Genomic DNA, 21,139 nt, shown 5'->3' on the forward strand with positions numbered 1-21,139 from the left:
TCAAAGGTACTACCATGATGACCAGACAGAGTAGGTTACATAGAATTCGCTTGTTCATGCTGCTTCTCCCCTTTCTTTCGTCGCATAATGGCGAACATCAACAAAATAAAGGGGATTAATAAATCAACAAAAAATGTATATCTTCCTAACCAAGTACTCATTCGATTTAATTGATGAATGTTTTCAGGCAACATACTAAAAAAAAAGATTGGTAAAATCAAGATAATCGCTGTCCACTTTCGATTTGATTCACGAATCGTAAACGTTCTCATTGCTGACTCCACAAATGCTGCAAGAATATTGGTCATGGTAGTAAAACTAGCCACCATCCAAACAACGATCATTCCTGCCTCTAAACGCTCCAAGATTTGAATGGGTACAAACACCGGTCTGACAGTTTCTGAAGTAGGCCAAAGGATATGTTTTAATTCATCTACACCAAATAAGCTATAACTTGTCACAATTGCTAACCAATAGTTTAAAACAACAATTATCAAACTGATTGTATGTCTTTTAACGGCTTTATCCACATTTTGATAAAAGGCCATAAAAACCAAAATGGTATGAAATCCTACAAAATCCGTAACAGTATCAAACACAGCAGCAATAACGGCAGACCAATGTACTTGAAAAAGAGGTAATAGATTGATTACTTTTCCTTTCTGAAACAAGGCGATGATAAAAAAGAATATGGGAATCAACAGCAGAGGAAGCAGTAATTCATTAAATTTCGCAATCAATTCAATCTTACTCCCCGCAATACTGACTGCAAAAAGCAAAAATGACATAATGATTACTTCAATTGGTGTTCTCTGTAAAATGGTAGATACGATCACTTCTCCAAAGGTTCGCACCACCATTGCGAGAACAAATAACCACCCAATCGCAAAAAAGAGTAGCACCACATATTTACCTACTTTTCCTACCCATCGAATCCGTCTAGTCGAACATATTTCTTCGGTAAACTCAACAAGGGTTTGATCGGGGAAACGTTGGCATAACCTTGTCATGACATAAACGATAATCCATGTAACCACACCAGATAAGAAGATCACCCATATACCATCTGTTCCCACATGTGTCGCCATTCGGCGTGGCATAGAAAGCACACCCGTCCCAATAATAGTCATTAAAAATAAGGCATAGGTTTGGTATGATGTGATCTTATCGTCCACTGGTTTCATGGGAGTTTTCATCCTTTCCCTTATGCACCAGCGTTTGTCTTTGACGATCTTGTGGTTTAAATGTAACTGGACGCATATTCATATATTTCCAAGAAGCCCGAAAGAGGGAGTCTTTAAGATCAGTTAGATTAAAAGGTGCGTATGGTGCCATATAGGGAACACCAAACGAACGTAATTGTACAAGATGGGCACAAAGTAAGAAAAATAATAGCATAATCCCATAAAGACCCAGCACTGAAGCGGCAATCATAAAAGGAAATCGTAACAAACGAACCGATATTGCAGCACTATAGCTGGGATTTGCATAGGAGCTAATGGTCGTTAAACCTACTACAATCACCATTGCTGGTGAAACAAGACCAGCGGTAACAGCTGCATCTCCAATCACTAATGCCCCAACAATTCCGATTGTCGGTCCAATTGGTCCAGGCAACCGAACACTGGCTTCACGTAATATCTCAACACTTAATTCCATCATTAATGCTTCTAAAATAGCAGAGAATGGGACAGTAGCACGTCCTGCTGCCATTGATATTGCTAAATGAGAAGGGATCATTTCTGGATGAAATGAAACCAAAGCAATATAAAAAGCAGGTAAAAGTAAAGCCATAAAGAAACTAATCAGACGTACTATGCGCAAAAAAGTTGCAATCCAAAAACGTTCATAGTAATCCTCTGCACTAAAGTAAAACTGGGTAAAAATAGCTGGTGCGATTAAAGCATGGGGTGAACCATCGATCAAGATGGCAACTTTCCCTTCTAATAAATGTGCAACTACCGTATCCGGTCGTTCCGTATTTTGAAGTTGTGAAAAAGGAGTCCATGTTTGATCTTGAATCAATTCTTCCACATAGCCGCTTTCTAGGACCCCATCAATTTGAATACGCTTTAAACGTTGTTCTACTTCCATCACAATTTGTGGATCAATCAATCCATCCATATAGAGAAGATTGACGCATGTTTTGGTTCGTTTTCCTAGTTCATATGTACACACACGTAGATCAGGGTCTTTGACCCTCCGTCTGATCATGGCTAAACTTAGGACAATCGTCTCACTCAGTCCTTCTCGTGATCCCCGAACAACTGATTCCGAACGAGGTTCTGAGATCGATTTTGTCGCCCAACCTTTTGTGCCAACAACATATCCTTGTTCATACTGATCAATCAATAAGACAGTATCCCCCGCTAATACCCCAGTTAAAATCTCCGTTTTTTTCAAAACATTTTTTGTTTCTCCTGCTGATACTAGCCGCTCTGTAACCAAATCCCACAGATCGTCAGTTGAGGTAACTTTCTCACTATCAATCATCAATGGTCGAAGGATATTTCGATTAATTAAGTCTTTATCCACCATTTCATCAATAAATACAATCGCAGCTTTACGCTCTTCCCGATGTTTAATCACAAATTGTCGAATAATGATATCAGGTGCTTTTCCAAACGCTTCATGTAGAAAGTCGATATTTTCTTGAAGATTAGAAGATATTCCTTCATCTCCATAACGCTCTTCCATTTTATTCTCAGCATGCTCTGCTACTTCTTGCTGCTTTTGTTTTCGCTTAAAACTTTTTCGAAATAGCCGTTTACCCATTTGCATCACCAGTTTTACTTTTTCTCACTTTTGGTGATTTGATACAATAAAAAATAAAAAAATCTCATCCTTCAGCGCAATTACATTGCGCTAGTGATGAGAAATTCTAGTGCTGGTTAGTGTTTCCATTTCCTTCTTGATCTTGGACGTCCTTGGTATCCATTTAATGATATTTCCACTACGATGACTAGACAAAGAAAACCAAGAAAGATTAGGAAATTCATCATACTACTTCCTTCTTTCTGAACAAGCCTATTATTTTTTTCTCATTCGAGCGATAAAGAACCCATCGCTTCCAAGATGATGAGGTAATAACTGTAACCAACCATCTCCAATGAAGGCTTGTTCTCTGATGGGGGCAGGTAGCTTGGCTAACCAAGAATGATCACTCTCCATATTCGGATGATCTATCAGAAACTGTTTTATCTGATCCTGATTCTCTTTTTTCTCATATGTGCAAGTACTATATATGAGTATGCCGCCAGGTTTTAATAGTGAAACAGCGTGATGCAATAATGAAGATTGAATTTGCGCTAAAGCATCAATATCTTTAAGATTCTTGCGCCATTTGATCTCTGGCTTTCTTTGGATCACTCCTAATCCAGAGCAAGGTGCATCTAACAATATTCGATCAGCTAATTGATCAACACGTAGATTACGCGAATCACCTACATATGGTTGAATAATATCGAGCGACAATCTTTCTGCTTGCTTCGATACGAGTTGAAGTTTATGTGGGTAAAGATCACAAGCTAATATTCTTCCTTGATTATGCATTAATTCCGCTATGTGCGTTGTCTTTCCTCCAGGTGCCGCACAAAGGTCAATAACAAAATCGTTTGGTTTTGGATCGAGGGCTAAACTGACCAACATAGAACTCTCATCTTGTATTGTATAATATCCTTTTGAATAATGAGGGTGAGCAGCCACATTACCTGCTCGCTTCAAACGGACAGCCATTTCCAGCCAAGCAGAAGGAATTGCCTCACCAGTTCCTTCATCATGCCAGCGATTCAACCATTCCTCTCGGTTCATTTTTAAACGGTTAATTCGGATCGAGGTCGATGCTGGTCGAAGCTGCGCAGCAAATAGCTTGGTTGCCTCTCCCGCTCCCCACTGCTGCTCATATCTCTTGATCATCCATAGAGGTTGAGAATAAATAATCGATTTTTCCAAATGATTACTTGGTTGAGTAGGGAGAAGTGTTTCGCGCTTTCTTAAATAATTACGAAGCACACCATTGATCAAGCCAACAATTCCACGATGACCTCTATGTTTTGCCAATTGAACGGTTTCATGAATTGCTGCAAAGGAAGGGACTCGCTCAAGATAAGTTAATTGATATATTCCCAAACGCAACACATTTCGAACCCATTTTTGCAAAGATGTTGCTTTTTTTTTTACAAGTTGATCGATCAAGTAATCAAGTGTATTTTCACGCTGGATCACTCCATACACCAACTCAGTTACCAACCGTCGATCCAGGTCAGTCAACTGGCTTCGCTGCAAGGCTTGATTGATTAAGATTTGACTATAACCTTTTTCTTCATCTATTTTAATGAGTATATCAAGTGCAATCTGACGTGCTGAAGACATCTTAGTTTGGCTCCTCCCAAACAACCCTACATTTATTCATTGTAAATCCGACATGTAGTCGAAGATAATGGTTCCATGAATATTTCACGCTTTAATCCATTTCAGACTACACATCTTCAGTCTGAAACGTCGTCTAATCCTTCCACAGACCAAATCTTTCTCCAATTTCTAAGTGGTTCCCTTGTAGAAACTGACTTACATCCATTCGTTTCTTACCCGCAACCTGTAATTCCTGAAGCTGTAATACACCTTCACCTGTTGCGATCTGAATTCCTTCATCTGAAAAGCCTAATACAGTTCCAGGTATTTTAGTTGATATTTGCTCCAAACAAATGGCTTGCCATACTTTTACACGTTTCTCTCTCCAATATGTATAAGTACCAGGCCAAGGACAAAAAGCACGAATATGATAGTCAATTTGTTTGGCAGTTCGTTCCCATTGAATCTCTTCATCCTCGCGTTTAATGTTGGGAGCATAGGTAGCGATAGAATGATCTTGGACAACTGGCTCAATCTCACCTTTTATCAATCGTGGCAGCAATTCTTGTAACATATCAGCCGCCAATACACTTAACTTTTGATACATATCTCCAACATCAGTCGTTGTTGTAATTGGCACACTCTGTTGCATCAACATATCTCCCGCATCAAGCTTCTCTTCCATGTACATGATCGTTACGCCTGTCTTATCTTCACCATGATAAATTGCCCAATGAATAGGCGCACCTCCACGATATTTTGGCAGCAAAGATGCATGAAGATTTATACAACGAAAAGGCGGAACTTCCAATAGTGTCGTTGGTAATATTTGACCATAGGCAGCCGTCACAATTAAATCTGGCTTTAACTGACAAATTTGCTCAAGTTCCTCTGAATCCCGAAGTCGCGCAGGTTGAAAAACAGGAATATGATGCTTCTCCGCCACAATCTTTACTGGCGGAGGTGTCAATTGGGCTTTTCTGCCCTTTTTCCGATCAGGCTGTGTCACTACACCAAGCAAGGGATACTCTTCTTGTAGCAGCATTTCTAATGCTGGAACAGCAAATTCTGGTGTGCCCATAAATAAGATACGTGGTTTCAACGATCTGTTTCCTCCTCTGGTCGGAATATCCGATCAGCAACATCTAAGAATAAAATGCCATTTAAATGGTCAATCTCATGTTGAAATGCACGTGCCAGATAACCCTCTGCCTCTAATTCAATCGGTTTTCCATGCCGGTCCATTCCACGTAGTCGAATCCATTGTGCTCGACGCACTTCAGCCAATAATCCTGGTATTGAAAGGCATCCTTCTGGTGGATCAATTTGTTCACCTGATCGTTCTACAATCTCCGGGTTTACGACCTCAATTAACCCTTCACCAATATCAACAACAATCACACGTTTTAATATCCCTACTTGTGGTGCTGCGAGCCCTACTCCTTCAGCATCATACATGGTCTCTGCCATATCATCTAGCAATTTATGCAATCGGTCATTAAATTTACTTACTTCACGTGATCTCTCCTTTAAAACTTGATTTGGATATTGAACAATTCGACGTATTGCCATCGATTCCACCTCATTTCCCAATAGTTATCTTTAATTGATCCAAGACTTCATATATAAAGTTTTTCTGGAATATGAAAATGTCCATCCCGATCTATGATGATCCGTAAGTGCTTATCATTCGATCGTTCTTGTATTTCACGAAGCTTTTTCTTTATTTGTCCAATTAACTCTACTTCTTCTGGAAACTTCAAGAGAATCTGTATCCGATATCGATCCTTTATTCTTGGAATCATTGCTGGAACAGGCCCTAAAATCTGAATTTGTTGCCCCAAAGCGCTCCGTAATTCGCCAGCAATTTGCCCGGTTATCTGTAATAGCTTAATTTGATCAGGATGTGTAAAGAGCAATTGAACCAATCCACAAAAAGGTGGATAGAGCAATTTCTTCCTAGTATCGTATTCTTCTTTATAGAATTCTGACCAATTTTGATCCGCAACTCTTCGAATACTATAGTGATCGAGCGAATAAGATTGGATCACGACTTTACCAGGCTGTTGATGACGACCCGCTCGTCCACTTACTTGTGTCAACAATTGAAATGTTCTTTCGGCAGATCGAAAATCAGGTAGATGCAACATTGTATCAGCAGTGATAACACCCACAAGTGTCACTAAAGGAAAATCAAGCCCTTTGGCAATCATCTGTGTGCCTAATAATATATCCGCCTCATGCCTTCCAAATGCACCTAGCAATTTTTGATGTGAACCTTTTCTTGTTGTTGTATCTACATCCATGCGAATGATTCGCCATTGGGGAAAGTGACGTAATAACTCTTCTTCAACACGTTGTGTCCCTGTACCGAAATGCCTGATATGCGGACTTTCGCATTTGGGACATGTTGAAGGTAACTGTGTAGCATAACCACAATAATGACATCTTAGTGTATCATTCGTACGATGATAGGTAAGTGTAATCTCACAATGAGGACAATCGATTGTCTCACCACATGCACGGCACATGACAAAAGTCGAAAAACCCCTTCGATTCAAAAATAAAACTGCTTGTTCTCCTCGCTCAATACATCTCTGCAATTCCCGCTGTAAACTTTTACTAAACATTGAGCGATTCCCTTGACGTAATTCGTTTCGCATATCAACTAATTCAATCGCAGGAAATGGTCGTCCTTGAACCCGTTCACTAAGTTCCAGTAATCGATATTCACCATTTTCTGCTTGATAGTAACTTTCCATTGCAGGAGTAGCAGAACCCAGTAATAAGGTAGCACCATGATGCTTTGCACGCCACTGCGCAACTGCACGAGCATGGTATTTTGGATGATCTTCTTGTTTATAGGAAGATTCATGTTCTTCATCAATAATAATCAAACCTAAGCGCGTAAAAGGAGCAAAGATTGCTGACCGTGCGCCAATCGCTACGCTGCAATGTCCCTCTCTGATCTTTCTCCATTCATCATATTTTTCACCATGGGAGAGACCACTATGTAAGACCGCTACTTGATCACCAAAACGACCTTTAAACCGCTCTACCATCTGCGGAGTAAGAGAGATTTCTGGCACTAAAACAATAGCCTCTTGTTGCTTATCTAGCACTTTTGCAATCGCTTGTAAATAAAGCTCTGTTTTACCGCTTCCTGTTACACCATGCAATAAAATAGTTTCAGAATGAGGCGTAAACAGATTCCTTTCAATTTGACTATAGACAAGTTGCTGTTCCTTTGTTAAAAGAAGAGGCTTGGTTTGTAATATTTCTACATTCGCATAAGGATTTCTATTTTCTTGTCGTTCTTCCCAAAAAAGCCAATTCTCTTCGACACATTTCGTAATTGTGGAACGTGTTGTATTTACTTCGATCAAAAGCTGTTTTAAAGGGATCGGCTCAGGCTTATCAATAAAAAATTGTAGAATCTGCCGTTGCTTTTTGTTTCGTTCTGGCAAAGTTGAAATGATTTGTAATAGTTGTGACGGTTCAATAGCCGATACATAACGAACTTTTTTTTCTGTCACACGATCATGAATCTTCATTTCAATCTGTATCTTTCCTTGCTGTACCCATTCCCGTAACCAGGATAAGCGAACATCTGGTAGTTTACAAACTTCTTCCCAATCAAGGCTACTCTTTTTCAAACGAGTATATAGAGACGGACTAGCTGAGAAGTCCGCCGCTTGAGCATTTTCTGTAAGTGAAACCAACTTTTGATATTTCCCACGCAGCACCGCTGGAACCATTGCTTGCAGTGCAGATATTCGATGACACATATACTCATCCGCGATCCAATCACCTAACTCCACCAGTTCTTCCGTTAGTGGAGGCATGACATCCATCACTTGAATAATCGAACGAACACGTGAAAAATCACAGTTCGACTTTATACGAGTTACATAACCGATTCGACGCTGTGAACCAAAAGGTACTTGCACACGGCTTCCTACTTGAACCGCATCTTGTAATGTAGTTGGTATTCGATAATCAAATGGACGATCTGTTGGAGTAGCTGGAACATCCACAACAACTTCAGCATAGCTGACCTTGTTTTCGTTTTCCATCAAACCCACCTTCCAAGGTGATAACCCATTAGCTGACTTCATTCTAATCATATTTTCAACTTGTTTCACACAAAAATTGAAGTTGATACTGAAAGATTATATATACTACTCAAGATAAAGAAGATAAGTCTTCGTTCTAATTTCATATAAAAGAGAGAAAAATATATTGAGTCGCCTAACTTCAGTTGAGATGATGATCACTCATCGTTTTCTCATTTTATTATTTTCTGCAATATACGTTAAGAGGCGTCGAGCCACTTCGATCTTTGTTAATTTGGGTAACGTCCATTCCTCACCATCTCGTCCATAGAGGGTCACAATATTCGTATCCGTAGAAAAACCAGCTCCAGCAACTGTCACATCATTTGCAACAATATAATCCAGCCCCTTACGCGCCAGTTTTTCTTTTGCATGATCAGCTAGATGATCGGTTTCGGCTGCAAAACCGATCAAAATTTGATCTTCCCGCTTTTGTTTTCCTATTTCCCAGGCAATGTCCTGATTTTTAACCATCTGTATAGTAAGTGAATCAGACTCTTTTTTGATTTTCTGTTTAGCAATTGTTTCTGGTCGATAGTCAGCCACAGCGGCTGTTTTAACAACAATATCAGCATGTACGAGGTTCTGCATTACTGCTTCATACATTTCCTGCGCGCTTTTAACCTGAACGGTTTGAACACCTAGTGGAGGATCAAGTGAAACAGGACCGCTGATTAAAGTTACTTTTGCTCCTAGTTCATATGCTGCTTGCGCCATTGCATAGCCCATTTTTCCAGAAGAATAATTTGAAAAATAACGTACTGGATCAAGGGGCTCAATCGTGGGTCCAGCGGTGATCAACACATGTTTTCCCTTTAGAGAAGCCTCCTGTTGAAAAAACCTATTCACCCAATTGATAATTTGTTCAGGTTCAGCCATTCTCCCTCGACCTACATATCCGCAAGCCAATTGTCCCTCATTTGGATCAACCACATGCACACCAAGTTGTTGTAGCTTCTTCATATTCTCTTGTACCAAAGGATGATCATACATATGTACATTCATGGCAGGCGCGATCAATGTTGGGGCTTGGGTAGCTAGCCAAGTAGTGGTTAACATATCCTGTGCAAGCCCATTTGCCATCTGACCAATGGTATTGGCCGTAATTGGAGCAATGATAAATAAATCGGCGTGGTCTGCTATATCAATGTGATTCACCACATTAGGGTTGTCCTCAGCAAATGTATCAACCGCTACTGGATTGCGGGTCAATGTTTGTAATGTTAATGGGGTGATAAATTGAGTAGCAGCTTCTGTCATCAATACCCGTACATCAGCACCTCTTTGTGTCAGTTGACTTGCAATAGTAGCTGATTTATAAGCAGCGATCCCACCTGTAATCGCAAGGACAATTCGCTTCCCTCTCATCAATTTCAACTCCCCTAGATGTTAGTGCCTTCCATATTTTACAATCTAAAAAAATAACAACCCAATTTGGTTGTTATTTTTTTGCCGGTAATTTAATAATATCGGCAGCAATCTCTTCTAAAGCAGCGCCAACATATTTGCTTGATTGCGTCTGAACATGTGGCTCATGTCCATCCAACAACTGCCTAGCACGTTTTGCCGCTAATACAACCAACGTATATTTACTATCTGCTTTTTCCATCAGTTGATCAACAGATGGGTACAACATATGCATTCCTTCTTTCTTATCAATGATTGATTAAAATTCGCTCACGACGACAATGTTCTGCAACAATAATCGATTGAATCCGTTCGCTCGCCTGTTCTACTTCATCGTTTATCACAACATAATCATAATAGTGAAGCTGTTTTACTTCTTCACTAGCAGCAGTGAGACGGTGGTCAAGTGTCTTCGGCGTTTCGCTACCACGATTTTCAATCCGTTTACGTAAATCATCAAACGTTGGTGGCAGTAAAAAGATAAAAACTCCTTCGGGAAACGACTTTTTCACTTGTAGTGCTCCTTGAACATCAATTTCAAGCAGAACATCTCGACCTTCCGCTAGTGAATTCTCAACAAATTTACGAGGTGTACCATAATAGTTTCCCACATATTCTGCCCATTCAATCAGTTCATCATGCTCAATCATTTGTTTAAATTGATAATGAGATTTAAAAAAATAATTGAGTCCATCCTGCTCACCTTCCCGTGGAGACCGTGTAGTTGCAGAAACTGAATAAGTGAGTGTTGGAACACGTTGACGTAACGAATGACAAACAGTTCCTTTTCCCACACCTGATGGGCCAGAAACTACGATCAAAAGACCAGCTGGTTGATATTTCGCCTCCATACCCCTTAAATCCCTTCTCTATTCGGTCAAATCATCCGCTTGTTCTTTACTTGCTAAGCGATGTGCCACTGTCTCTGGCTGTACTGCTGATAATATCACATGATCACTATCTGTAATAATAACGGCACGTGTTCTTCTTCCATATGTAGCATCGATTAAAACACCACGTTCTCGAGCCTCTTGAATGATTCTTTTGATTGGCGCAGAATCAGGGCTAACAATCGTAACAATACGATTTGCAGAAACAATATTTCCAAAACCTATATTTACCAACTTTATACTCAATAGAGAGTACCTCCTTGTTTGATCATCTCTAATTAACTTTCTATATAACAATTGTTCATAATAGCTTTATAGATATTTATAAATGTACAAACTGATGAGGAGAATCCACTTTGCTATTTTAGATGGTTTTCCCGAAACAATCAATTCATAAGTTATAAATGCAGATCACTCAATATTTTGGACTTGTTCTCGCACTTTCTCCAATTCACTTTTACTTTCTATAACCCATTGACTAATTTGTTCATGGTTAGCTTTCGAGCCTATCGTATTCATTTCTCGATTCATCTCCTGAACGATAAAGTCAAGCCTCCTTCCTACAGGCTCCTTCATTGAGAGGGCTAAGCGAAATTGGTTAAGATGACTAAGCATACGTGTAATCTCTTCTGAGACATCGGCACGATCCGCCATGATAGCTATTTCAGTTGCAATCCTCTCCCCCGCTACTTCATTCCCTTGCAGCCATTCTTGTAACCTCAATTCCAACCGTTTTTTTTGCCGTTCCACAACTTGTGGTCCTTTCTGTTGAATTGCGAATACCCATTTTTCAATCTGTTTACTTCGACGTAATAGCTCTTCTACTAGAAATTGTCCTTCTGTTCTTCTCATTTGCTGAATAGCCTGTATTGCTTGTAAACAAGCTTGGCTAACCGCATCTAGCTGAGTATCCACTTGTTGTGTTTCTTTTTCAACACGCCAAAGCTCCTTCCATTGGAGCAAATCTGATATGCTTAACTCACCTGGAATCTGAAACTTGGTCCGAAGCTCTTTCTGATAGTCCAACAAATCATGAAACAGCTCTTGATCGAATAATAAACTTTTTTTCTCCTCATCACCTATAATTGTTACGACTATATCAATTCGACCTCGATGCAAATGCTTTTTAATTAACTTTCGTAGGGGATCCTCGATTGCAAGCCAACTTGATGGATGTCTAACCATTACTTCTAAATAACGGTGATTAACCGATCGAATCTCAACAATATATTGTATACCCTCGATGCTGACTTCTCCTCTACCATAGCCAGTCATACTATTGATTGAATAAGTATTCATAAGTCTATTTTCTCCTTTAAGAATGGAAAAAGCAAGCAATGATAACGCATCATTTTCATATGATTTTGAATATGATGATTATTCCACATCCCCCACTGTATATAGAGAGAGAGTGAATTAACCATAATTGCTTTCCTGACTCATTGATCATTTCAAATAACCTGTTTGCCAATTGACTACTTGGCACTCACCCTTAAATAGTGCTATTTTTGCGGCTATTATAACATATGTACAAAATAGTGAGAACCGATGATAAACTATAAGAAATATGACAGGAGGGCAATACCTGATGATCAGATATTTTATTTTAGGATCCATCATATTGTTGTCACTGATGGCATGTAGTCAAACTAACACGCTGTCAAAAGCAAATCCGTCATCAGAAGATTTACCACCAGCGCAACAGAGTAAAAGTACTCCACTTCATCAAACGACCACATCTTCGATTGACCCAGAATTCCCAATTCCTGAAGGCGCTAAGAAAAGCGATAAGAAGAGCAATGATCCCCAAACCTCATACGTACGATATGATTTTACAGGTTTAACCGATCCAACAAAAAGACAAAACTACTTTGAACAGATTAAAAAAGCGGGTTGGACTGAACATCCAGATGAACAGATGGGCTCTATGCATATATTTACGAAAGGGAATAAAAGATTACAAGTAATTATACATGACGATTATTTTACTTTATCAATTCCTAAAGCATTTGCTGAGTGAAAAAAAGCACCTTTTATTGAGGTGCTTTCATAATCGTCATTGTTTTAAACGCTTTTGCAGCTTTGCTGCTTCCTCCTCAAAACCAGGCTTGCCCAGGAGCGCAAACATATTACGCTTATATGCTTCCACGCCAGGTTGATTAAATGGATTCACTCCTTGTAAATAACAACTGATGCCGCATGCTCGCTCAAAAAAGTAAACCAATTGTCCAAACTGATAAGCAGATCGTTCAGGTATATGAATGACTAGATTAGGGACGCCTCCATCAGTATGTGCTAACAATGTCCCTTCAGCAGCCTTATGATTTACTTCATTGATTGACTTACCTGCAAGAAAATTGAGACCATCAATATCTTGGGGATCAGCTTCTATTTCTACATGATTTTGTGACCGTTCGACTAATAAAACAGTTTCAAATAGATTACGTAAACCATCTTGTATATACTGTCCCATCGAATGTAAGTCAGAAGTAAACTGGACAGCAGCAGGAAAAATCCCCTTTTGATCCTTCCCCTCACTCTCGCCAAATAGTTGCTTCCACCATTCAGCAAAAAGTTGAAGTGCGGGCTCATATGTAACGAATAATTCCGTGTGAAAGCCTTTGCGATAAAGCACTTGTCGGGTTACTGCATACTGATAACAAGCGTTCTCTAAAGAAGGTTGTCCAAAATCTTTCATCGCTTGCTGCGCTCCAGCCATCATCGCCTCAATATCAATTCCTGATGCTGCGATAGGCAACAGCCCTACAGCCGTAAGCACAGAATAACGACCTCCGATATCGTCAGGAATGACAAATGTTTCATATCCCTCTTCATCTGCAAGCTGTTTTAAAGCTCCACGTTGCTGATCAGTTGTTGCATAAATCCTTCTTCTTGCTTCGTCTTTTCCATAACGACGTTCTAAATAATCGCGAAAAACCCGAAAAGCGATTGCCGGTTCTGTGGTAGTACCTGATTTTGAAATCACATTGACACTAATCTCTTTTCCTTCCAAGACTTCCAATAATTCTTTTAAATAATCACTACTCAGATGATGACCAATAAAGTGGATTTCGGGTGTTTTTCGAATCGATTTGGGTAATTGATTATAAAAATGATGGTTTAACATTTCCAATGCGGCTCGTGCCCCTAAATAGGAACCACCAATCCCAATTACAATCAGCGCATCAGATTGTGTCTGAATTCGCTTAGCTGCTGCTTGGATTCGAGCAAATTCTGCACGATCATAAGTATGGGGCCACTCCATCCAGCCAAGAAAGTCAGAGCCCGCACCATCGATCTGCTTTGTAAGCCGTTGATGGGCCAACTTCATTTCTGGCTCTAGTTGTTGTATTTCATGTTCTCCTATAAAAGAAAGTGCATTACGATTATCAAAACGTATTTGGCTCATTCAATTACTCCTTTCTGTCTCTGTAAATAGTACAAAAGAAACACTAGAAATAAAAGAGCCAACTGGGGGGTTGAATTTTTGTAAAAATTTCACAACTAGATTACACTAAAAAAAGAAAGGAGCGCAAAATGATGAAATTTAAACAAACTATATGCATTATGATATTTTTACTTCTGATCTTAACTGGATGTAGTAAAAAATCTGAAATTTACGGTGATCTACATATCTGGATTTATGCAAATGGTTCTGGAAAATACGAATTAACAATGCGTACCCATCCCTTGTTATTACCAAATCTTCAGTTTTTAAAAGAGAGATTACAAGCAAGTCAATTTAAAATCCAAACCTTTGAGAATAAATCTTCAGCAGGTTGGATCGCCACCAAACAGGTAAAAAATATCCGTGATGAACCGATCCCGTTTGAAGAATCTGTTGCAACGACCCATACAACCGAGAAATGGAAAAAATCAATTCAAATCAAACGTGGAATTTTTTTTCAGACCATTTCAATGGATTATGATTTAAATTTAACGAAAATAGATCAAGAAGTCCCCTTAAAAGAATTTGCGAAACTTTTTTATGATCGTGTGAAAATAAAGCTATTCCTTACATTACCCATTCGACCAACCAAGCATAATGCCGTTGTCGAATCAGATGAAGGAAAAACATTGCAATGGAATCCGCAATTAGGAAAACATAATCGTATACAGTTAAGCGGCGATATCCCGAATTTAGTTGGTTGGTTTTCGACTGGATTCCTCTCTTTATGCCTATTAGGTGGGATCGGATATTGGTTCTGGAGAAAACAACGAAGATAAACTCCAGTATTCACTCGCCCAGAATGATACCGAAACATCGATAGATCGTCTTAATCAATACTTGTCCTTGCTCTATCCTAATGTTTTGCATACAATAAATTTCGCGAGGCAAAATAAATAACAAAAAATGAGGCGATTCAAGTGAAACGCATCCTGATTATTAATGGACATGCAAGTACTGATAGGCGACTTAATCAAACGCTTGTTGATCACATGGTTAAAAGATTACAAAGTAAATTCGAGGTAAAAACATCCATTATTGCCGCAGGATATCAGATAGAAGAAGAGGTTGACAAATTTCGCTGGGCAGATTTTGTCATCTTCCAAACACCTATTTTTTGGTTTAGCATACCAGGAATTTTTAAAACATATATCGATGAAGTTTATCAACATGGGACATTTTATCGAAGTGCTAATAAGTACGGAACGGGAGGTCAGTTTACAGATAAAAAATATATGCTTTCTATGACATGGAATGCTACTACTGCTCAATTCTCCGATCCTGATCAATTTTTCGAAGGGAAAAATGTCGATGAAGCGATGTTTCATTTCCATAAAACACAAGAGTTTGTAGGAATGAAGCCACTTTCTAGCTTTTCTTTGCATGATGTAGTAAAAAATCCTGATATTGATCAATTTTTAGCACAACTTGATCAACATTTAACAGATGTTTTTTCAGTTTAAATGAAGTAGAAAGCCACTCGCTAATGAGTGGCTTTCCTTTATTGTTGCCAAACACCATCAAAGACGGATTCAGCAGCTCCAGTCATATAGACATGATCATTCTCTTCTCGCCATTCAATCTGCAAGTCCCCTTTTGGCAAATGAATCACTGCGCTTCGATCTGCTTTTTCTAGCAGAACAGCTGCTACCAATGCAGCACATGCACCTGAACCGCAAGCAAGTGTGATTCCAACGCCACGTTCCCAAACTCGCATCGTCAGCTCGTTTCGATTTTGGATCGTAATAAATTCGACATTGGTTTTTTCGGGATAATAGTCATGCTTTTCTAACAGAGGACCCCATTTATCGACTGGAAAATGCTGCACATCTTCTACTTCGATCACCAAGTGAGGATTACCCATCGATATAGCAGTAAAATCAAACTGCTGTTGTCCAACTGTGATTGGTTGATTTATGACACGAGACAATGTACTGCGCAACGGAATTTTAGCTGGTATTAAAATGGGCGCTCCCATATCGACAGTTACTTCTTTTACTAGCCCATTTCTTATCTTTGGCCACACTTGTTGTACACCTATTGATGTCTCCACTGTACATGTATCAACCTCGGATGTCGACTGACGTATCCTCTCTAAAAAATATTTTGTTACACATCGAATGGCATTCCCACACTGTTGAGATTCCTGCCCATCAGCATTAAAGATACGCATTTTGAAATCTGCTTTATCTGAAGGAAGAATCAGTACCAATCCATCGGCACCAATTCCAAAATGCCGATCACAGACTGCTTCAGCTAACCCATGAATCTGTGCAGATACTTCACCTTCCCATTGAACCACTACAAAATCATTGCCAAGTCCATGCATTTTTGTGAATTTCATGATAAGTTCTCCTCGACAATATAGTTAACGACCTAGCTGCAACTTTCGTTGTACAATTCTTACTTGATCCACTAACCCAGCAAGAATCACAGGTAGTGTTGAAGTGACACAAATTAAAATCCATTCACGTAAACCTAATGAAACTGTATGAAAAATAGGTTGTAAGGGCGGATAGTAGATGACAACAAGCAACATGACAACAGATAAAATAACGGATAGAACCAACGGTATATTACTCAACGGATTACGCTGAAAAATGGAGCCAGTTGAGCGACAATCAAAAACGTAGATTAATTGGGATAAAACTAATGTAGCAAATGCCACGGTCTGTGCCAAGCTAAGGTTTTGTGGGGCTTCATAATAGGTAACAAGGAATGCAGCGAGCGACCAAAAACCAATCAACAAGCCTCTTGTTATAATTTTCCATCCTATACCACGAGCAAAAACGCTTTCTCTACTATTACGAGGTGATCGTTGCATCATATCACCCTCAGCCGGATCGACGCCTAAAGCCATGGCGGGGAGTCCATCTGTTACAAGGTTTACCCATAGAATTTGAATGGGCACTAGAGGCAAGGGTAACCCTGCTAACATTGCCAGAAACATAACCAAAATCTCCCCTACATTACTTGCAAGTAAGTAAGCAATAAACTTACGAATATTATCGTAAATACTGCGCCCTTCTTCGATTGCGGCCACAATGGTAGAAAAGTTATCATCAGCTAAAACGAGCGAAGATGCTTCCTTGGAAACATCCGTTCCAGACTTACCCATGGCAATGCCAATATCTGCGGCTTTAATAGCAGGCGCATCATTTACTCCATCACCTGTCATTGCTACAACATGTCCTTTTGCTTGCAAAGCCTGAACAATTTTGATCTTATGTTCAGGTGATACTCGGGCATACACATCTATCTCTTCTACTTTGTGTTGAAACTCTTTATCGCTCATATTGTACAAATCACTACCACTTACTGTCAAACCTTGCGGGCGAATAATCCCTAATTGATGAGCAATTGCCTGTGCTGTTGCTTGATGATCACCTGTAATCATCACTGTACGAATCCCAGCCTGCCGACATCGTTGTATCGCTCCCCGCACCTCTTCTCGCGGTGGATCTATCATCCCCACAAGCCCTACAAATGTTAAATTCCGCTCGATCTGCCCCTCCGATAATTGCCTTTCACTAGCATTTCCCAACTCACGATAAGCAAATGCTAAATTACGTAAAGCCATACTAGCTAGGCGCTCATTCATTGTCGATACACTTCTTTTATGAGCAAGAGTAAATGGACTCGTTTTTCCTCGCTGCATCTGATGTGAACATCGATCTAATAATACATCAGGAGCACCCTTGGCAAAAATCACTTGTCGCCCATCACGATGTTGATATACAACAGACATCATCTTTCGCTGTGAGTCAAATGGAAACTCCTTTACTCTTGTCCAATCATGAAGTAATTCATCCTGCCATATCCCCTGTTTTGCCCCTATTATCAATAAAGCGGCTTCAGTAGGGTCTCCATCAACTTTCCAATTGTCCTGTTTTCTCTTCAATAATTTCTTCGCAGGTTTTCGTTGAAGAAGTGCATTATTGCAGAGGATACCAATCTCAATCATTCGTTTCCAGGTTTCGGAATTTAGTTGACTTGATTCAAGTTCAAACACTCGGGCATCCAAGTATGTATGGGTAACAGTCATCTTATTTTGCGTTAATGTCCCTGTCTTATCGGAACAAATCACAGTTGCGCAGCCTAGCGTTTCAACGGAGGGTAACTTACGAACAATTGCCCGACGTTTGATCATTCGCTGTACGCCCATCGCTAACGCGATTGTAACAATTGCCGGTAATCCTTCTGGAATAGCTGCTACAGCCAAACTGACACCTGCTAAAAACATTTTATAGGCATCATGACCATGAATGATCCCTGTGATCACGACAACTGCTGTCAAAATAAGCGCGATAACGATTAAAATTTTACCGAGTTGTTCTAATCTCCGACTCAGTGGTGTTTCACTTGATTCTGTATGTTGAATGAGATGAGCAATCCTTCCCATCTCTGTTTCCATTCCTGTCTGAACAACAACGCCTGTTCCAGTCCCTCGCACCACCATTGTACTCATATAAACCATATTTTTCCGATCACCAATTGGTAAGTCAGCTTTTGCCAATGTTTCTGCGCTTTTATTAACAGGAACTGACTCGCCCGTCAAAGTTGATTCTTCTAAATAAAGATTGTCGGCCCGCAGAAGACGTAGATCAGCAGGAACCCGATCCCCACTCTCCAAAGCAACGATATCTCCAGGTACTAAGTCTGCTGCATCGATTCGATTCCATTCACCATTTCTCAGCACCTTAGCACCAGGAGCTGATAGCTTTTTTAGGGCAGCTAAAGATTTTTCAGCCTTTATTTCCTGAACAAATCCTAAAACAGCATTTAAAATGACAATCGCAATTATTGCGATTGCATCATGATACTCTCCGAGCAAACCAGAAATTAAAGTTGCACCCATTAAAACTAATACCATAAAATCTTTAAATTGATCTAAAAACAGAGCCCAGAGTGAGATTTTTTCACCCTCTACCAATTGATTTCTACCAACATGATGGAGTCGTTTCTCAGCATCTGACATTGATAATCCACGATGAGGGTCTACACCAAAATGACTGGTTAATCGTTGCTGATCCCAATCAATCCAACGTGCTTTCTGTGACAACTCATTTCCTCCCTTTCTGATGTTCACTCTCCTTTCAATCTATTCAGACAAGCTCACAAACATGATAGTTATCGAATGATCAATTACCCCTAGCCAGTTATGCTCATTTTCCGCTACAATGGAAAAAGTTTGTAATGTACGGAGGTTGAAGAAGATGTCTTTTGATGGAATGATGACACGGGCAGTTGTTCACGAGTGCCAATCTCTTAAAAGCGGCAGAATCACAAAAATTTATCAACCGGGACAGACAGAAATCACATGGATGATTCGAAGTAAGGGAAAGAATATTCTGCTATTATTTTCAGCTCATCCGGTCTACGCTCGCGTGCAACAGATCGATAAAAACTGGGATAATCCAGCGGAACCGCCCATGTTTTGCCGAGTATTGCGCAAACATCTAGAAGGCGGGATTATTGAGGATGTTAGGCAAGTTGGAATGGAACGAATCATCTATTTTGATATTCGACATAAAAACGAATGGGGGGATTGGTCGAAACGTAGATTTATCATTGAATTGATGGGACGTCATAGTAATTTAATTTTAATCAATCCCGAAACAGAAACGATATATGATGCAATCAAAAGAATCCCTCATCATATCAGCTCCTATCGGCAAGTTCTCCCTAATGAATCGTATCTCGCTCCACCTGATCAGGGTAAGTTGAGTCCGTTAACCATTGATCATTCATCCTTTATAGCTAGCTTCGACTATAATGGTGGTCAATTAGATAAGCAAATGGTTCAGCGTTTTTCTGGGATTGGTCCACTATTTGCAAAGGAAGTGATCTTTCGTGCGGGCATCGGAAGTCGAGATCACTTATGGACAGCTTTTCACGACATGATCGAGCAGATTAAAACCCATCAATATCAGCCGATGATCGTTCGTCAACGGAATGGAAAAGAAGTTTTTTCATCATATCCTTTAACACATCTTACAGGGGAAGTCCAAAAATTTGAGAGCGTGAGTCAATGTTTGTCAGCTTATTTTAGTGGAAAAGCAGAGCGGGATCGTACAAAGCAACAGGCAGGTGATCTGCTCCGTCGTGTTACACAGGAAATTGAAAAGAACAAAAAGAAAATACGCCTATTCGAGCAGGAAGCAAAACAGATTCAGCAAGCTGAGAAATGGCGTACTTATGGAGAACTAACGATTGCAAATCTACATCAAATGAAACGCGGGATGGACAAGATTACTGTTGTTAACTATTTTGATCCAAATGGGAGTAACTTAACACTACCTCTTGATCCGCGTCTACATCCAAATGAAAATGCACAACGTTTTTTCAAACGCTATCAAAAGTTGCGCGATGCACAAAAATGGAACAAAGAGCAGAAAGAAAAGGCACTGGAGGAAATCGATTACCTAGAGTCTGTTTTGATGGAATTGGAGCAAGCATCTTTAGTAGAGTTAGAACAAATACGTGAAGAATTAGTAGAAGAAGGTTATCTAAAACGTCAAGAACGCAAACAAAAGCGGCAACGCAATGAAAAACCAGTTCCTCTCTCTTTAAAAGCCTCAGATGGCACCTTGATCTGGTTGGGGAAGAATAATAAGCAAAATGATTATTTAACACATAAGCTAGCATCTTCTCATTATATTTGGCTTCATACGAAAGATATTCCTGGCTCACATGTTGTAATTCAATCGTCTGAACCATCCGAGCAAACTTTAATTGAAGCCGCCATGTTAGCTGCATTCCACAGCAAAGCACATGCTTCGAGTCAGGTTCCAGTCGATTATACAAGAATCAAATATGTAAAAAAGCCAGTTGGTTCGCGACCCGGATTTGTCACTTATACTCACCAGAAGACACTTTATATCACACCCAAACAAGATGTAATCAAACAAATATTAGACAAGTAAGAA

18 protein-coding genes are annotated in these 21,139 nt (G+C 39.7%); 4 read left to right on the plus strand and 14 right to left on the minus strand.

The annotated features are described in order from the left end of the window. Positions 1 to 35: 35 nt before the first annotated feature. The 11 genes from BUB71_RS04650 to BUB71_RS04700 all read right to left on the minus strand — a co-directional run bounded on the left by BUB71_RS04650 (position 36) and on the right by BUB71_RS04700 (position 12,061). Positions 36 to 1,184: a GerAB/ArcD/ProY family transporter gene (locus BUB71_RS04650; protein WP_073153057.1), complete on the minus strand. Its 1,149-nt coding sequence runs from the start codon at positions 1,182 to 1,184 to the stop codon at positions 36 to 38. Further along, positions 1,165 to 2,775: a spore germination protein gene (locus tag BUB71_RS04655; protein WP_175552286.1), complete on the minus strand. Its 1,611-nt coding sequence runs from the start codon at positions 2,773 to 2,775 to the stop codon at positions 1,165 to 1,167. Before BUB71_RS04655 ends, BUB71_RS04650 begins: the two co-directional genes overlap by 20 nt. Positions 2,776 to 3,030: 255 nt before the next feature. Continuing rightward, complete coding sequence (rsmB, locus tag BUB71_RS04660) at positions 3,031 to 4,371, minus strand: 16S rRNA (cytosine(967)-C(5))-methyltransferase RsmB (protein ID WP_084731096.1); 1,341 nt, start codon at positions 4,369 to 4,371, stop codon at positions 3,031 to 3,033. A gap of 133 nt (positions 4,372 to 4,504) precedes the next feature. Continuing rightward, positions 4,505 to 5,431, minus strand: coding sequence for a methionyl-tRNA formyltransferase (gene fmt, locus BUB71_RS04665; protein ID WP_073154069.1), 927 nt, complete (start codon positions 5,429 to 5,431; stop codon positions 4,505 to 4,507). A 17-nt stretch (positions 5,432 to 5,448) separates the two neighbouring features. Then, positions 5,449 to 5,922: a peptide deformylase gene (gene def / locus BUB71_RS04670; RefSeq protein WP_073153067.1), complete on the minus strand. Its 474-nt coding sequence runs from the start codon at positions 5,920 to 5,922 to the stop codon at positions 5,449 to 5,451. Between the two features lie 47 nt (positions 5,923 to 5,969). After that, entirely contained in the window at positions 5,970 to 8,426 is a 2,457-nt protein-coding gene (gene priA / locus BUB71_RS04675; RefSeq protein ID WP_073153084.1) for a primosomal protein N', read from the minus strand. A 201-nt stretch (positions 8,427 to 8,627) separates the two neighbouring features. Next, the gene (coaBC, locus tag BUB71_RS04680; RefSeq protein WP_073153087.1) at positions 8,628 to 9,836 is read right to left on the minus strand and encodes a bifunctional phosphopantothenoylcysteine decarboxylase/phosphopantothenate--cysteine ligase CoaBC; all 1,209 of its coding nucleotides are present in this window, start codon (positions 9,834 to 9,836) and stop codon (positions 8,628 to 8,630) included. 70 nt (positions 9,837 to 9,906) lie between these two features. Then, positions 9,907 to 10,101: a DNA-directed RNA polymerase subunit omega gene (rpoZ, locus tag BUB71_RS04685; protein ID WP_073153090.1), complete on the minus strand. Its 195-nt coding sequence runs from the start codon at positions 10,099 to 10,101 to the stop codon at positions 9,907 to 9,909. Positions 10,102 to 10,120: 19 nt separating this feature from the next. Continuing rightward, on the minus strand, positions 10,121 to 10,723 hold the full coding sequence (gene gmk, locus BUB71_RS04690; protein ID WP_073153093.1) for a guanylate kinase: 603 nt from the start codon (positions 10,721 to 10,723) through the stop codon (positions 10,121 to 10,123). A gap of 18 nt (positions 10,724 to 10,741) precedes the next feature. Beyond that, positions 10,742 to 11,008, minus strand: coding sequence for an extracellular matrix/biofilm regulator RemA (gene remA, locus BUB71_RS04695; protein WP_073153096.1), 267 nt, complete (start codon positions 11,006 to 11,008; stop codon positions 10,742 to 10,744). A 165-nt stretch (positions 11,009 to 11,173) separates the two neighbouring features. Then, on the minus strand, positions 11,174 to 12,061 hold the full coding sequence (locus BUB71_RS04700; RefSeq protein WP_073153099.1) for a YicC/YloC family endoribonuclease: 888 nt from the start codon (positions 12,059 to 12,061) through the stop codon (positions 11,174 to 11,176). Between the two features lie 289 nt (positions 12,062 to 12,350). Between BUB71_RS04700 and BUB71_RS04705 the strand changes: the two genes are divergently transcribed. Further along, a complete protein-coding gene (locus BUB71_RS04705) occupies positions 12,351 to 12,782 on the plus strand; it encodes a hypothetical protein (RefSeq protein WP_073153102.1) in 432 nt (143 codons plus the stop codon). Between the two features lie 36 nt (positions 12,783 to 12,818). On the opposite strand, the gene BUB71_RS04710 is transcribed toward BUB71_RS04705, so the two are convergent. Then, positions 12,819 to 14,171, minus strand: coding sequence for a glucose-6-phosphate isomerase (locus BUB71_RS04710; RefSeq protein WP_073153106.1), 1,353 nt, complete (start codon positions 14,169 to 14,171; stop codon positions 12,819 to 12,821). Between the two features lie 128 nt (positions 14,172 to 14,299). Between BUB71_RS04710 and BUB71_RS04715 the strand changes: the two genes are divergently transcribed. Next, on the plus strand, positions 14,300 to 14,989 hold the full coding sequence (locus tag BUB71_RS04715) for a DUF3153 domain-containing protein (RefSeq protein ID WP_139278985.1): 690 nt from the start codon (positions 14,300 to 14,302) through the stop codon (positions 14,987 to 14,989). Between the two features lie 141 nt (positions 14,990 to 15,130). Beyond that, complete coding sequence (locus tag BUB71_RS04720) at positions 15,131 to 15,673, plus strand: NAD(P)H-dependent oxidoreductase (RefSeq protein ID WP_073153110.1); 543 nt, start codon at positions 15,131 to 15,133, stop codon at positions 15,671 to 15,673. Positions 15,674 to 15,711: 38 nt separating this feature from the next. On the opposite strand, the gene dapF is transcribed toward BUB71_RS04720, so the two are convergent. Both dapF and BUB71_RS04730 read right to left on the minus strand, forming a co-directional pair. Next, positions 15,712 to 16,554: a diaminopimelate epimerase gene (dapF, locus tag BUB71_RS04725; RefSeq protein WP_073153112.1), complete on the minus strand. Its 843-nt coding sequence runs from the start codon at positions 16,552 to 16,554 to the stop codon at positions 15,712 to 15,714. Positions 16,555 to 16,578: 24 nt separating this feature from the next. Then, positions 16,579 to 19,272: a calcium-translocating P-type ATPase, SERCA-type gene (locus BUB71_RS04730; RefSeq protein WP_422785132.1), complete on the minus strand. Its 2,694-nt coding sequence runs from the start codon at positions 19,270 to 19,272 to the stop codon at positions 16,579 to 16,581. Between the two features lie 154 nt (positions 19,273 to 19,426). Here BUB71_RS04730 and BUB71_RS04735 point away from each other — a divergent pair, with 154 nt between their 5' ends. Beyond that, positions 19,427 to 21,136 (plus strand): Rqc2 family fibronectin-binding protein, encoded by a 1,710-nt coding sequence (locus tag BUB71_RS04735; RefSeq protein ID WP_073153115.1) that lies wholly within the window; start codon positions 19,427 to 19,429, stop codon positions 21,134 to 21,136. Positions 21,137 to 21,139: the final 3 nt, after the last annotated feature.

Source organism: Seinonella peptonophila, assembly GCF_900129355.1.
Classification (GTDB): Bacteria; Bacillota; Bacilli; order Thermoactinomycetales; family Thermoactinomycetaceae; genus Seinonella; species Seinonella peptonophila.

Excerpts from the sequence above, each read along its gene's own strand:
- fmt (WP_073154069.1), bottom strand. The coding sequence starts at position 5,431 with ATGGGCACACCAGAATTTGCTGTTCCAGCATTAGAAATGCTGCTACAA.
- BUB71_RS04710 (WP_073153106.1), bottom strand. The coding sequence starts at position 14,171 with ATGAGCCAAATACGTTTTGATAATCGTAATGCACTTTCTTTTATAGGA.
- gmk (WP_073153093.1), bottom strand. The coding sequence starts at position 10,723 with ATGGAGGCGAAATATCAACCAGCTGGTCTTTTGATCGTAGTTTCTGGC.
- BUB71_RS04655 (WP_175552286.1), bottom strand. The coding sequence starts at position 2,775 with ATGGGTAAACGGCTATTTCGAAAAAGTTTTAAGCGAAAACAAAAGCAG.
- dapF (WP_073153112.1), bottom strand. The coding sequence starts at position 16,554 with ATGAAATTCACAAAAATGCATGGACTTGGCAATGATTTTGTAGTGGTT.
- BUB71_RS04735 (WP_073153115.1), top strand. The coding sequence starts at position 19,427 with ATGTCTTTTGATGGAATGATGACACGGGCAGTTGTTCACGAGTGCCAA.
- BUB71_RS04700 (WP_073153099.1), bottom strand. The coding sequence starts at position 12,061 with ATGAATACTTATTCAATCAATAGTATGACTGGCTATGGTAGAGGAGAA.
- priA (WP_073153084.1), bottom strand. The coding sequence starts at position 8,426 with ATGGAAAACGAAAACAAGGTCAGCTATGCTGAAGTTGTTGTGGATGTT.
- BUB71_RS04705 (WP_073153102.1), top strand. The coding sequence starts at position 12,351 with ATGATCAGATATTTTATTTTAGGATCCATCATATTGTTGTCACTGATG.
- def (WP_073153067.1), bottom strand. The coding sequence starts at position 5,922 with ATGGCAATACGTCGAATTGTTCAATATCCAAATCAAGTTTTAAAGGAG.
- BUB71_RS04650 (WP_073153057.1), bottom strand. The coding sequence starts at position 1,184 with ATGAAACCAGTGGACGATAAGATCACATCATACCAAACCTATGCCTTA.
- rsmB (WP_084731096.1), bottom strand. The coding sequence starts at position 4,371 with ATGTCTTCAGCACGTCAGATTGCACTTGATATACTCATTAAAATAGAT.
- BUB71_RS04715 (WP_139278985.1), top strand. The coding sequence starts at position 14,300 with ATGATGAAATTTAAACAAACTATATGCATTATGATATTTTTACTTCTG.
- rpoZ (WP_073153090.1), bottom strand. The coding sequence starts at position 10,101 with ATGTTGTACCCATCTGTTGATCAACTGATGGAAAAAGCAGATAGTAAA.